Below are 13,732 nucleotides of genomic sequence, written 5' to 3'. Positions count from 1 at the left end.
AGCGTGATAAGTGCTTCAACAGCTTTGCCTCTGCGCGTCGCCATCATCGGCGCAGGGCAGGTTGCAGACAAAGTGCATGCCTCGTATTACGCCACGCGCAGTGATGTTCAGATGGTGGCTGTCATGGACAGCCGCCTGGAGCAGGCTCAGGCGTTTGCGGAACGTCATGCTATCCCTTCGGCATGGCAGGATGCGCACCAGATGCTACAGGCGGTCAAGCCGGATGTGGTGAGTGTTTGTTCGCCCAACCGCTTTCATTATGAACATGTCATTGCGGCCCTGGCGGCCGGATGTCATGTGATGTGTGAAAAACCGCCCGCCATGACCCCACAGCAGGCCGATGAGATGCGTCTTGCTGCCCGCAGGGCGGGGAAAGTGCTGGCCTATGATTTTCACCACCGTTTTGCCCTGGATACACAACTGCTACGTGAGGCCGTGCAGAGCGGCACCTTCGGGGAAATCTATTTCACAACGGCCCAGGCGCTGCGCCGCTGCGGTGTGCCGGGGTGGGGCGTGTTTACCAACAAATCCCTGCAGGGCGGCGGACCCTTGATTGATATCGGCATTCATATGCTGGATGCCGCGATGTATGTGCTGGGGTTCCCGGCGGTAAAACGGGTGACGGCGCACAGCTTTCAGAAGCTGGGAAATCGTAAAAACCGGGGGCAGTTCGGCGAGTGGGATCCCGCTCAGTTTACGGTTGAAGATGCCCTGTTCGGGACGATTGAGTTCTGCAATGGCGGCGTTCTGCGGCTGGACACCTCCTTTGCGCTGAATATCCGCGAGCAGTCGATCATGAATGTCTCCTTCTGCGGTGAAAAGGCCGGGGCAACGCTGTTCCCGGCCCATATTTATTACGACGAAGCCGGGGTATTACAGACAATCGCGCAGCGCGAAGAGGCGGACGATCAGCGGCATCTGCGCAGCATGGATGCCTTTGTTCGCCACCTGCTCGGTGAGCCGGTGATGATCGCCGATGCGGAGCAAGGGCTGGTGATCCAGCAGCTGGTCGCCGCGCTGTATCAAGCGGCGGAAACAGGGGAAAGCGTGACCTTATGTTGAACCTGTCTGTATTAACCGATCCGGGCTTCTGCCCGCATAGCCTGAATAAATACGCATCCATTATGGCTGGCGGTAATGGCTACATGGGGGTTCGCGCCACGCATGAAGAAGATTACACCAGGCAAACGCGCGGTATGTATCTTGCCGGTCTCTATCATCGCGCAGGCTGTAACGAGACTAACGAACTGGTCAATCTGCCTGATGTGGTTGGAATTGATATTGAGCTGGATGGCGAGAATTTTACCCTGCTAGCAGGGGAGATCCTGAGCTGGCAGCGAGAACTGGCTTTCGCCAATGGGGAATTGCGTCGCAGCGTCCTCTGGCGCTCGCCGGGAGGGAAACGCTACCGGCTGGAGAGCCGTCGGTTTGTTTCGCTGGATCAACTCCCGCTGGTGGCAATGCAGCTCTCCATTACGCCGGTAGATGACGCTTCGCAGGTGGTGTTAAAGACCGGCATTGATGCGACCCAAACCAATACCGGCAGGCAGCATCTGGATGAGATGTCGGTCAGAGTCTTCGACCAGCACTACCTGCAGGGGGGGTATGAGACGCAGGACCATGCCGCAGAGGTGGTGATGTCGGCATACTGCCGCCTGTCGACGGAGAGCGACAGCTTTTTTACCGCAAAAAATCGACGTATTACGGCCCACCAGGCATTCAGCATCCCGCAGGGTGACACTGTCACGCTGGAGAAGCTGGTATGGGTCGCACACCGCAGGGACAAAGCCCTTTCACAGGAGGCTTTCGCCCGGAATGCGCTGGCAGAGCTGAAAGTCTGTGCGGTGAAAGGCTACGCCGCCTTGCTGAAAAGCTCTGCCGATGCATGGGGAAAAATCTGGCGTGACGGGCGGGTGGAAGTGGCTTCCACGGAACCTCAGGACCAGATCGCGCTCGATTACGCCGTCTGGCATCTGACGGCCATGACGCCAGCCCATGACGAGCGCAGCAGCATCGGGGCCAAAGGACTCACCGGGGAAGGGTATAAAGGACACGTGTTCTGGGATACGGAAATTTTCCTGCTGCCTTTCCATCTCTTTACCCGGCCTCAGATTGCCCGCAGCCTGCTGCGTTATCGCTGGCTCAACCTCCCGGGGGCGCGAGAAAAGGCCCGCCGTAATGGCTGGCCAGGCGCGCTGTTCCCATGGGAAAGCGCCGCCAGCGGTCAGGAAGAGACGCCGGAGTTTGCGGCGATCAACATCCGCACCGGGACGCGACAGAAAGTGGCCTCTGCGCTGGCTGAACACCACATTGTGGCAGACATTGCCTGGGCCGTTGTCGCCTACTGGCAGGCGACGCACGATGATGACTTTATGCGCAATGAAGGCCTGAAACTGCTGATGGAAACCGCGACGTTCTGGATGGGGCGCGCCACAGAGGTTAACGGTCGTCTGGAAATCCATAACGTGATCGGGCCGGATGAATACACGGAACACGTGAATAACAACGCTTATACCAACTATCTGGCCTGGCATAACGTCGCCAGCGCTTGTCAGTTTATGGCGAGGTTTAAGCGTGAGGAGAGGCGTTTTACGGAAAATGCCAGCCGTTTCCTGGAACGTTTATGGCTTCCGGAGGCCGATGCCGACGGGGTGATCCCACAGGATGACAGCTTCCTGGCGAAACCGGTTATCGACCTGAGTCGCTACAAAGCGCAGGCGGGCAAACAGACCATCCTGCTCGATTACTCCCGGGCGGAAGTGAATGAGATGCAGATCCTGAAGCAGGCGGATGTGGTGATGCTCAACTACCTGTTACCGGAACGGTTTACCCCTCAGCAGTGCGCCGCCAATCTGGCGTTCTACGAGCCGCGCACCATCCACGACTCTTCTCTGAGCAAGGCTATCCACGGGATTGTTACCGCCCGCTGTGGCGACACGGAAGGGGCATACGCCTTCTGGCGTGATGGGATCGCTATCGATCTGGGGGACGATCCGCACAGCAGTGACGACGGCATCCACGCCGCCGCCACCGGCGCAATCTGGTCCGCCGTGATTCAGGGTTTTGCCGGATTGCAGATCGTGGAAGGGGAACTGCACCTTGCCCCGCGCATCCCTGCCCACTGGCAAAAGCTCACATTCCCGTTACGGTGGCGAAATGCGCGCATGCATTTCACCTTTGAGAATGCGGTGTTAACCATCGAAACCTCGGCTCCCGTCACCTTAACGCTGTGGGGCAAAACCCTTATGACTTCAGGTCGGCAAGTCTGGTCGCAGAAGGATTTTATAACGCCTGATGCTGGGACCGCTACCACGGAGGGAAGCCATGACGCCTGACGCCGTTGTGTTTGATTTGGACGGGGTGATCACCGATACCGCGCATCTGCATTTCCTTGCCTGGCGAGCCGTGGCGCAGGAGATCGGCATCACCTTTGACGAAAACTTTAACGAACAACTGAAGGGGATCAGCCGCATGGACTCCCTGCAGCGGATCCTGCAACACGGCGGGAAAGCCGGGGCGTTTAGCGATAAGCAGCGTCTGGCGTTGGCCGGGAAGAAAAACGATCTCTATGTCCGGTCGCTGGCATCGCTGACGCAAGCGTCACTCCTGCCGGGTATCCGCGAGGTGCTGGCGGAGATCCGCGCCGCGAAGGTCAAAATTGGGCTGGCTTCGGTTTCCCTTAATGCCCCGGGAATAGTGCAGGCACTGGGGGTACACAAGGCGTTTGATTTTTGCGCCGATGCGTCCCGTATTGCCTGCTCAAAACCCGACCCGGAGATCTTCCTCGCGGCCTGTGCCGGGCTGAAGGTACGCCCTGAAAGCGCCATCGGGATAGAAGATGCCGCAGCAGGTGTTGAAGCGATCAACGCGGCGGGCATGTTGTCGGTGGGGATTGGCTCGGGTCTGGAGCAGGCGGGACTACAACTTCATTCAACGCGGGAACTGACCTGGAAATGCCTGACCGATTTCTGGGCGTCCCGGCCGGTATTGATAAGGAACTAACAATGGCTCAACTCTCCCTGAAACACATTCAGAAAATCTACGATAACCAGGTCCACGTGGTGAAGGATTTCAACCTCGAGATTGAGGACAAAGAGTTCATTGTCTTCGTTGGGCCGTCGGGGTGCGGTAAATCGACCACGCTGCGCATGATTGCCGGTCTGGAGGAGATCAGCGCCGGTGAACTGGTAATCGACGGCGTCTGCATGAATGACGTCCCGGCCAAGTCGCGTGACATCGCGATGGTCTTCCAGAACTATGCGCTCTATCCACATATGACGGTGTACGACAACATGGCCTTTGGCCTGAAGATGCAGAAAATCGCGCCCGCGGTGATTGAAGAGCGGGTTAGCTGGGCGGCGCAGATCCTGGGCCTGCGCGACTACCTCACGCGTAAGCCCGGGGCGTTATCCGGCGGCCAGCGCCAGCGTGTGGCACTCGGCAGAGCGATCGTACGCGAAGCGGGGGTGTTCCTGATGGATGAACCGCTCTCAAACCTCGACGCCAAGCTTCGGGTACAGATGCGCGCCGAAATCAGCAAGCTGCACCAGAAGCTCAACACCACCATGATCTATGTTACCCACGATCAGACCGAAGCCATGACCATGGCGACCCGTATCGTGATCCTCAAGGACGGTATCATTCAGCAGGTGGGGGCGCCGAAGCAGGTCTATAACGAACCGGCCAATATGTTTGTGGCAGGCTTTATTGGTTCGCCAGCAATGAATTTTATTCGCGGGGCGATAGACGACCGCTATTTCGTGACCGAAACGCTGCGGCTGGCGATCCCTGCGGACCGGCTCGCCAGACTCAATGCGCTGGGATACCAGCGCAAAGCCGTGGTCTTTGGCATTCGGCCAGAAGATATTTTCACGCTTCAAAACGCTGGTGAGGATATTACGGCAAAAGTCAGCGTTGCGGAGCTGACGGGCGCGGAGTTTATGCTCTATGCCACCGTGGGCGGGCATGAACTGGTGGTCCGCGCTGGTGCGGCAAATGACTATGCCGCCGGAGATAATATCGGCATCCAGTTCGATATGAATAAGTGCCATTTCTTCGACGCTGAAACTGAAGCGGCTATTAGATAAGAAAGGTCTTCGCCGGGAATATTCATTTCCGGCTTTTTTGTGTGTAAATGATAAAGGACTATTTTAATGAGTACTCTACTAAAACGTGCTGCGCTCGTTCTGTGCGCAGGGATCGGCTGCGCGCAAGCAACCGAAACAGCTAAACAGTGGGAATTTAATATTGGAGCCATGTATGAAATTGAAAACGTCGAAGGGCAGGGTGACGATAAAGATGGATTATATGAGCCTTCCGTCTGGTTTAATGCCACATGGGACGCCTGGACGCTCTCGCTTGCCATGTATCAGGAAGGGCCCGTTGATTACAGCAGCATGACGCGTGGCACATATTTCGATCGGCCTGAGTTCGAATTACGTTATCGCTTTATCCGTTCTGATGACTTTACGCTGGGCCTGACCGGCGGGTTCCGTAATTATGGTTATCACTTTAAAGATGAACACGGCGCGAAAGACGGCAGCGCAAATATGCAGCGCTATAAAGTTCAGCCGGACTGGGATCTTAAATTAACCGACGACTGGCGCTTTGGCGGCTGGTTAGCCCTGTATCAGTTTGCCAACGATCTGGAGAAAACGGGGTATGCCGACAGCCGGGTTGAAACAGAAACCGGGTTTACCTGGGCTATTAACGAAACGGTCTCCGCGAAAGTAAATTATTATCTGGAGCGCGGATTTAATATGGATAGTTCGCGTAATAACGGTGAGTTTTCCACCCAGGAGGTTCGCGCCTATCTGCCCATTGCACTGGGGCAGACCACATTAACCCCTTATACCCGACTGGGCCTTGACCGCTGGTCGAACTGGGACTGGCAGGACGATCCGTCGCGGGAAGGGCATGACTTTAACCGTCTGGGCCTGCTGTACGCCTATGATTTCAATAATGGTTTATCCATGACGCTGGAGTATGCTTACGAGTGGGAAAACCATGACGAAGGCGACAGCGATCGCTTCCACTATGCCGGTATCGGCGTTAACTACGCGTTCTGACAGACGGATCCCCAGGGGCTCATGGCCCCTGGTGTTAACGCGCGACGTCGGCGAACGTTAAATGGGTATCCACCAGCACCTTACGTGGGGCGGGCTTACCTGCGATGCGCTTGAACAGAAGGTCGCAACTCTCTTCTCCCAGCTTACGCGTTGGGATATCAAAGCCTCCGGGTGCAGGGGTCAAAATGAGCGACAGCATCGGGTCACTGTAACCTGCCACCGCCACCTGTTCAGGGAGTACCAGCTTTAGTTCATCCGCTGCGCGATACAGGCTGAGCAACTTCATGCTGTCAGTCGCAAATACCGCGTCCGGCGGCGTGGCTGACGACAGTAATTCACGGGCCGCAGCAAGCGCACTTTCATGGGTATATCCCCCATCGATGATCCACTCCGGGTTAATCGCAATATTATGCTTTTCCAGGCTGGCTTTATAACCCGCCAGACGATCAACAGAGACGTGATAATCGAGAGGAGCATGCAGACAGGCAATGTTACGGCGCCCGTTCTTAATAAAATTATCCGTCAGTGTGGCGCTGTCGTGAAAATTATCGGTATCGACAGAGTAGATATTCTGATATTCACCTTCCACTTTCCCGATAACCACCACCGGTACGCCATAAGGGTCCAGCGTTGAGAAAAAGGATTCATCTGCCGGAGAGCTCAACATAATGATCCCTTTGATCATCTTTTGTTTTATTTTGTTCACGCATTTCAGCAGATCGTCTTCACTGCTTTTTGACGTTTGCAAAATGACGTCAAACTCTTCCTCTTCTGCTTTTGCAGTAATGGCATGCAGAACATCGGAGAAAAAAGGATTGCCGGCGGTGGTTTTAGTTGAGCGGGTCGAAATAACCATAATGGCGTCAAAGCCAGAAGAGGTCAGGGCGCGGGCCACTTTATTGGGCTGATAATTTAATTCTTCGATCGCCTTCAGCACTTTTTCCCGCGCTTCAGGGGAAATATTCGTTTGCTTATTCAGAACCCGGGACACGGTTGATTTCGATACGCCAGCAACGCGCGCAATATCATAGATGGTGGGTGACATACACCTTACTCACTCCGATAGACGGCAATGAGGGCCATCTTACTGGAGAAAAAACGGCAATAGCAATAATTATGAATTGATAATCAACGAACTGCCCCAATTTACTGTATTCTGAGGCAAGTGATTTCAGGCTTCCAGGCAATGAAGGATGACGATGAAGCGACTTAAAAATGAACTCAATTCTCTGGTCAATCGTGGGGTTGACCGTCATTTGCGCCTGGCGGTCACCGGACTGAGCCGCAGCGGCAAAACCGCGTTTATAACGGCGATGGTCAATCAACTCCTCAACCTGCACGCCGGGGCGCGTTTACCTCTGCTGAGCGCCGTGCGCGAAGAGCGGCTGTTGGGCGTAAAGCGCGTGCCGCAGCGCGATTTTGGCATTCCCCGTTTTACCTACGATGAAGGGCTGGCCCAACTCTATGGCTCTCCGCCCACCTGGCCGACGCCGACCCGTGGGGTGAGCGAGATCCGTCTGGCGCTGCGCTTTCGCTCCAACGATTCGCTGCTGCGTCACTTTAAAGAGACCTCCACCCTCTATCTGGAGATCGTCGATTATCCGGGTGAATGGCTACTCGATCTGCCGATGCTGACCCAGGATTATCTGAGCTGGTCGCGACAGATGACCGGTTTACTGCAGGGGCAACGCGCGGAGTGGTCAGCCCGCTGGCGTACGCTGTGCGAGGGGCTGGATCCGCTGGCCCCTGCTGATGAAAACCGGCTGGCGGCCATCTCAGAAGCCTGGACCGATTATCTGCATCAATGCAAAAAAGAGGGGCTGCACTTTATCCAGCCGGGCCGCTTCGTGCTGCCGGGCGATATGGCCGGTGCTCCGGCGCTGCAATTCTTCCCCTGGCCGGACGTGGACGCCGTTGGCGAATCTAAGCTTGCCCAGGCGGATAAACAGACCAACGCCGGAATGCTGCGGGAACGTTTCAACTACTACTGCGAAAAAGTGGTGAAGGGGTTCTACACCAACCACTTCTTACGCTTCGACCGCCAGATCGTGCTGGTGGATTGCCTGCAGCCGCTCAACAGCGGCCCGCAGGCCTTCAACGACATGCGTCTGGCCCTCACCCAACTGATGCAGAGCTTCCACTACGGGCAGCGTACGCTGTTCCGTCGCCTGTTCTCTCCGGTGATCGACAAACTGCTCTTCGCCGCCACCAAGGCGGATCACGTCACGGTGGATCAGCACGCCAATATGGTGTCGCTCCTGCAACAGCTGGTGCAGGATGCCTGGCAGAACGCGGCGTTCGAGGGCATCAGCATGGACTGTCTGGGCCTGGCCTCGGTGCAGGCCACCCAGAGCGGATTGATTGACGTCAATGGCGACAAAATCCCGGCGCTGCGCGGACACCGCCTGAGCGATGGCGCCCCGCTGACGGTCTACCCCGGCGAGGTGCCCGCCCGGCTGCCCGGCCAGGCGTTCTGGCAAAAGCAGGGCTTCCAGTTCGAAGCCTTTCGCCCGCAGACAATGAACGTTGACCAGCCGCTGCCGCACATCCGTCTCGATGCCGCGCTGGAGTTTTTAATTGGAGATAAATTGCGATGACCGAACCCTTAAAACCGCGGATGGATTTCAGCGGGACGCTGGAGCAGGAACAGCAAGAGGCCTTCAAGGCGTCACAAACTTTCGATGCGGCGCAGGCTGAGCAGTTTGCCCCGGTGGTGACTGACATGCTTCCCGCTGAAGAGGGACAGGCCGAAGCCGTGGTTGAGGCAGCCCTGCGCCCAAAACGCAGCCTGTGGCGCAAAATGGTCAGCGCCGGGCTGCTGCTGGCTGGCGTCACGGTGGTGGGACAAGGCGTACAGTGGGCGATGAACGCCTGGCAAACCCAGGACTGGGTGGCGCTGGGTGGATGCGCGGGCGGGGCGCTGATCGTCGGCGCAGGCGTGGGCTCCATTGCCACCGAATGGCGACGCTTATGGCGACTGCGCCAGCGCGCGCACGAGCGTGACGAAGCCCGGGATCTGCTCAATAGCCACGGCACCGGTAACGGACGGGCGTTTTGCGAAAAACTGGCGAAACAGGCCGGGCTGGATCAGTCTCACCCGGCGCTACAGCGATGGTATGCCGCGATCCATGAAACGCAGAACGACCGGGAAGTGGTCTCGCTGTATGCTCATCTGGTTCAGCCGGTGCTCGATGGCCAGGCGCGTCGGGAGATCAGCCGCTCGGCGGCAGAGTCGACCCTGATGATCGCCGTCAGCCCGCTGGCACTGGTGGATATGGCCTTTATCGCCTGGCGTAACCTGCGTCTGATCAACCGCATCGCCGCTCTGTACGGCATTGAACTGGGCTATTACAGCCGCCTGCGTCTGTTTCGTCTGGTGCTGCTGAATATGGCCTTTGCCGGCGCCAGCGAGGTGGTGCGCGAAGTGGGAATGGACTGGATGTCGCAGGATCTGGCCGCACGCCTCTCGGCCCGCGCGGCCCAGGGGATTGGCGCCGGATTGCTGACCGCGCGGTTGGGGATCAAAGCGATGGAGTTGTGCCGTCCTCTACCGTGGACAGCGGACGATAAACCACGCCTGGGCGATTTCCGCCGGGAATTAATCGGCCAGCTGAAAGAAACGCTCAATAAAAAACCGCAGTAGCCCTTCCGCCTCGCACATAATTCCGCCTCTCGCTTCACAGGCTGTCAATATTTGTTGACAGCCTTCTTCCCGATTGCCGATATCTGGCTTATCATTTCAGAGTTACTGTTTATAGAGTGATTTTCCCATGCGTCTGGAAGTGTTTTGTAAGGACCGTCTCGGCCTGACTCGCGAGTTACTCGATCTCCTTGTTTTGCGTAGCATTGACCTGCGTGGAATTGAGATCGACCCTATCGGGAAGATTTACCTGAACTTTGCCGAAATTGCATTCGATACATTCAGCAGCTTGATGGCTGAAATCCGCCGTATCGCTGGCGTTACGGATGTGCGCACCGTGCCATGGATGCCCTCCGAGCGCGAGCATCTGGCCCTCAGCGCGCTGCTGGAAGCGATGCCGGAGCCGTTCTTGTCCCTGGATCTGAAGGGCAAAATTGACCGGGCCAACCTGGCGAGCTGTCAGCTGTTTGCCCAGGAGCAGGACAAGCTGAGCAGCCACAATGCCGCCCAGTTGATCCCCGGCTTCAACTTCCAGCGCTGGCTGGAGAGCAACCCACGCTCGACCCATAGCGAGCATGTGATCATCAACGGGCAGAACTTCCTGATGGAGATCACCCCGGTCTACCTGCAGGGTGACAACGACGACCGCACTCTGACCGGGTCGGTGATCATGCTCCGCTCCACGGTGCGTATGGGGCGTCAGCTGCAAAATCTGTCCAGCCAGGATGTCGGCGCCTTCAGCCAGATCATCGCCGTCAGCCCGAAAATGCGCCACGTGGTGGAGCAGGCGCGCAAGCTGGCGAATCTGGCGGCGCCTCTGCTGATTACCGGCGATACCGGCACCGGCAAGGATCTGCTGGCCCATGCGGTACATCAGGCGGGCCCGCGCGCGGCTAAACCTTACCTGGCGCTGAACTGCGCCTCTATCCCGGAAGATGCCGTTGAAAGTGAGCTGTTCGGCCACGCCCCGGAAGGCAAAAAAGGCTTCTTTGAGCAGGCCAACGGCGGCTCGGTGCTGCTGGATGAGATCGGTGAAATGTCACCGCGGATGCAGGCCAAACTGCTGCGTTTCCTTAATGACGGTACGTTCCGCCGGGTGGGGGAAGATCATGAGGTGCATGTGGATGTACGCGTGATCTGCGCCACCCAGAAGAATCTGGTGGAGCTGGTGCAGAAGGGTGTCTTCCGGGAGGATCTCTATTATCGCCTTAACGTGCTGACGCTGAATATCCCGCCACTGCGCGATTGTCCGCAGGATATCATGCCGCTGACCGAGCTGTTTGTGGCGCGCTTTGCCGACGAGCAGGGCATTCCACGGCCTAAGTTTTCGGCCGATCTTAATACAGTGCTCACCCGTTACGGCTGGCCGGGAAATATTCGTCAGCTGAAGAATGCAATTTATCGCGCGCTGACCCAGCTTGAAGGCTATGAGCTGCGGCCGCAGGATATTTTGCTGCCGGATTATGACGCCGGTACGGTGGCGGTGGGCGAAGAGGCGATGGAAGGGTCGCTGGATGACATTACCAGCCGCTTCGAACGCTCGGTGTTAACGCAGCTGTACCGCAACTATCCCAGCACCCGCAAGCTGGCGAAACGGCTGGGTGTTTCGCATACCGCGATTGCGAATAAATTGCGTGAGTATGGACTGAGCCAGAAGAAGGGTGACGAGTAAAAGAAAAAGCCTCCGTAGGGAGGCTTTATTTTTGGTCTCAGGCTTTCAGCGCTTCCAGCGCGGCAGCATAGTCCGGCTCGGTGGTGATTTCATTCACCAGGTGGCTGAACACGACGGTGTCGTTTTCGTCGATCACCACAACTGCGCGGGCAGCCAGGCCTTTCAGGGCGCCTTCAGCGATGCCCACACCGTACTGCTCCAGGAATTCCGGGTTACGCAGGGTGGAGAGGGTGATAACGTTGCTCAGGCCTTCAGCACCGCAGAAACGGGACTGGGCAAACGGCAGGTCGGCGGAGATGCACAGCACAACGGTGTTGTCCATTTCAGTCGCCAGCTGATTGAATTTACGCACAGATGCGGCACATACGCCGGTATCGATGCTTGGGAAAATGTTCAGTACTTTACGTTTGCCGGCAAACTGGCTCAGCACGACGTCAGACAGATCTTTTGCCACGAGCGTAAACGCCTGCGCTTTGCTGCCAGTCTGAGGAATGGATCCTGCAACAGAAACCGGGTTGCCCTGGAAATGAACGAGTTGTGACATAGTTATCTTCCTGTTTACATATAGTTAACGTCGCCGGTAGTGTATGTCATCAGCCAATAACACAGCAAACCCTATTTACGCGAAGCCGCTATACAGGAGTGAGTGATGAGAACCCTCAAGGTTTATGAAGAAGCCTGGCCATTGCATACGCCGTTTGTGATCTCCCGGGGAACCCGGAGCGAGGCCTGCGTGGTGGTAGTCGAAATAGAGGAAGAGGGTGTCAAAGGGGTGGGGGAATGTACCCCGTACCCGCGGTATGGTGAAAGCATCGCCTCGGTGATGGCGCAGATTATGGCGCTGGGGCCGGAACTTGAGCAGGGGCTGAGCCGGGAAGCACTGCAGACGCTGCTGCCACCCGGTGCGGCGCGCAATGCCGTTGACTGCGCCCTGTGGGATTTAGCCGCGCGCCAGCAGGGGATCCCGCTGGCCGCTCTGGCCGGGGTGACGCTGCCGCAAACGGTGGTGACCGCCCAGACGGTGGTGATCGGCGAACCCGCGCAGATGGCCGCCAGCGCCAAAGCCCTGTACGCCGCCGGGGCGCGCCTGCTAAAAGTGAAGATGGACGATCGCCTGATCAGCGAAAGGATGGTCGCCATTCGCGGTGCAGTTCCTGAGGCTACGCTGATCGTCGATGCTAACGAATCCTGGCACAGCGAAGGGCTGGCCGCGCGCTGCCAGCTGCTGGCGGATCTGGATGTCGCCATGCTCGAGCAACCCTTGCCTGCGGGTGACGATGCCGCGCTGTCGAATTTCATTCACCCGTTGCCCATCTGCGCCGACGAAAGCTGCCATACGCGCGCGAGCTTGCCCGCCCTGAAAGGGCGCTACGAGATGGTGAATCTTAAGCTGGATAAAACGGGCGGGATCACTGAAGCGCTGGCGCTGGCCGCCGAGGCGCGGGAGAACGGTTTTGCGCTGATGCTGGGCTGTATGCTCTGCACCTCACGCGCCATTAATGCGGCGTTACCCCTGGCGGGCGAGGTGCAGTTTGCCGATCTTGATGGCCCGACCTGGCTGGCGGTGGACGTCTCACCGGCGCTGCATTACACCACCGGCGTGGTTCATCTCTGAGGTTCCCAGCGCAGCAGATCGGTCATCGCTCTCAGGTATTTCTCACTGGCCTCGTCGGAGGAGATCGGCGGGAACTCAGCGGTGATGCAGTGCAGGCTTAAATCAGCGCACCAGCTGCCGAACGATCCCGGGGTTTCATACCCGACGCTGGTGACCAGCGGCAGCGAAAACGCATCAGCCAGCCAGCGTCCCAGTGCGGTATGGGCCGGATCCTCAATGCAGGCCAGCGGATCGTGAAACGACACCACCCAGACCGGATGCAGCTTATGGATCAGGTGACACAGCGCTTCCGTTTCCGGCTCTGAGCCCGGTTTGTCACCGGTCAGCAATACCACATCCCGGTCCTGGGCGGCACTGTTCCAGCGGTAAACCGTCTCGCCTTCACGCCAGTTGGCCGCCGGGAAGTTACGATTTAAATCCACACCGCGGGCGTTGGCGCGCAGCCCCAACTGACAGCCGTCCGGGTTGACGGTTAATATGACATGGTGACGACGAAGATCCGGGGCGAGGGTGCGCAGGGCGCAGGAGAGGGTCACTATCGATGAGTTTTCATCCCCGTGGGTCCCGGCAATGATCAGGCCGCTGTTGCGATCGGCCTGCGGCGCAGGGAACCAGATCAAGGGCGCACCGAGGAACGAGCGGCCATAATGTTCGGTTCCAGGCGGGAAAGCACCACGTTCCGTTCTTGGGCGAGTAAGGGACATAGATGTTCCTGAATCAAAGTTATACTACTGGCA

12 protein-coding genes are annotated in these 13,732 nt (G+C 57.6%); 9 read left to right on the top strand and 3 right to left on the bottom strand.

The genetic code is table 11. The features are described from left to right. Nucleotides 1-3 precede the first annotated feature (3 nt). From G7090_RS12635 to G7090_RS12615, 5 genes are all read left to right on the top strand, one after another. Nucleotides 4-1,062: a Gfo/Idh/MocA family protein gene (locus tag G7090_RS12635; RefSeq protein WP_166182662.1), complete on the top strand. Its 1,059-nt coding sequence runs from the start codon at nt 4-6 to the stop codon at nt 1,060-1,062. After that, nucleotides 1,056-3,335 carry a glycoside hydrolase family 65 protein gene (locus G7090_RS12630; protein ID WP_166182661.1) on the top strand — a complete coding sequence of 760 codons (2,280 nt, stop codon included), beginning with the start codon at nt 1,056-1,058 and terminating at the stop codon, nt 3,333-3,335. Before G7090_RS12635 ends, G7090_RS12630 begins: the two co-directional genes overlap by 7 nt. Beyond that, nucleotides 3,325-4,002 carry a beta-phosphoglucomutase gene (gene pgmB / locus G7090_RS12625; RefSeq protein ID WP_166182660.1) on the top strand — a complete coding sequence of 226 codons (678 nt, stop codon included), beginning with the start codon at nt 3,325-3,327 and terminating at the stop codon, nt 4,000-4,002. Before G7090_RS12630 ends, pgmB begins: the two co-directional genes overlap by 11 nt. A gap of 2 nt (nt 4,003-4,004) precedes the next feature. After that, nucleotides 4,005-5,087, top strand: coding sequence for an ABC transporter ATP-binding protein (locus G7090_RS12620; protein ID WP_166182659.1), 1,083 nt, complete (start codon nt 4,005-4,007; stop codon nt 5,085-5,087). A 66-nt stretch (nt 5,088-5,153) separates the two neighbouring features. Further along, entirely contained in the window at nt 5,154-6,068 is a 915-nt protein-coding gene (locus tag G7090_RS12615; RefSeq protein WP_166182658.1) for an OmpG family monomeric porin, read from the top strand. A gap of 34 nt (nt 6,069-6,102) precedes the next feature. Here G7090_RS12615 and G7090_RS12610 read toward each other — a convergent pair whose 3' ends face one another. Further along, nucleotides 6,103-7,113, bottom strand: coding sequence for a LacI family DNA-binding transcriptional regulator (locus G7090_RS12610; protein WP_166182657.1), 1,011 nt, complete (start codon nt 7,111-7,113; stop codon nt 6,103-6,105). 154 nt (nt 7,114-7,267) lie between these two features. Between G7090_RS12610 and G7090_RS12605 the strand changes: the two genes are divergently transcribed. The 3 genes from G7090_RS12605 (at nt 7,268) to tyrR (ending at nt 11,380) form a co-directional block, all read left to right on the top strand. After that, nucleotides 7,268-8,665, top strand: a complete 1,398-nt coding sequence (locus G7090_RS12605; protein WP_166182656.1) for a YcjX family protein — start codon at nt 7,268-7,270, stop codon at nt 8,663-8,665. Next, nucleotides 8,662-9,711 (top strand): YcjF family protein, encoded by a 1,050-nt coding sequence (locus tag G7090_RS12600; protein WP_166182655.1) that lies wholly within the window; start codon nt 8,662-8,664, stop codon nt 9,709-9,711. Before G7090_RS12605 ends, G7090_RS12600 begins: the two co-directional genes overlap by 4 nt. A gap of 127 nt (nt 9,712-9,838) precedes the next feature. Beyond that, nucleotides 9,839-11,380: a transcriptional regulator TyrR gene (gene tyrR / locus G7090_RS12595; protein WP_106993113.1), complete on the top strand. Its 1,542-nt coding sequence runs from the start codon at nt 9,839-9,841 to the stop codon at nt 11,378-11,380. A gap of 37 nt (nt 11,381-11,417) precedes the next feature. On the opposite strand, the gene tpx is transcribed toward tyrR, so the two are convergent. After that, the gene (gene tpx / locus G7090_RS12590) at nt 11,418-11,924 is read right to left on the bottom strand and encodes a thiol peroxidase (RefSeq protein ID WP_032611112.1); all 507 of its coding nucleotides are present in this window, start codon (nt 11,922-11,924) and stop codon (nt 11,418-11,420) included. 105 nt (nt 11,925-12,029) lie between these two features. Here tpx and ycjG point away from each other — a divergent pair, with 105 nt between their 5' ends. Beyond that, nucleotides 12,030-12,995, top strand: coding sequence for an L-Ala-D/L-Glu epimerase (ycjG, locus tag G7090_RS12585; protein ID WP_106993112.1), 966 nt, complete (start codon nt 12,030-12,032; stop codon nt 12,993-12,995). On the opposite strand, the gene mpaA is transcribed toward ycjG, so the two are convergent. Next, on the bottom strand, nt 12,986-13,699 hold the full coding sequence (mpaA, locus tag G7090_RS12580) for a murein tripeptide amidase MpaA (protein ID WP_166182654.1): 714 nt from the start codon (nt 13,697-13,699) through the stop codon (nt 12,986-12,988). The two genes, ycjG and mpaA, sit on opposite strands and share 10 nt — an antisense overlap. Nucleotides 13,700-13,732: the final 33 nt, after the last annotated feature.

This window comes from Leclercia sp. 29361 (genome assembly GCF_011290365.1).
GTDB lineage: Bacteria > Pseudomonadota > Gammaproteobacteria > Enterobacterales > Enterobacteriaceae > Enterobacter > Enterobacter tamurae.
Note: the sequence above shows the minus strand (reverse complement) of the source record. Positions and strands in the feature narration are given on the sequence as shown.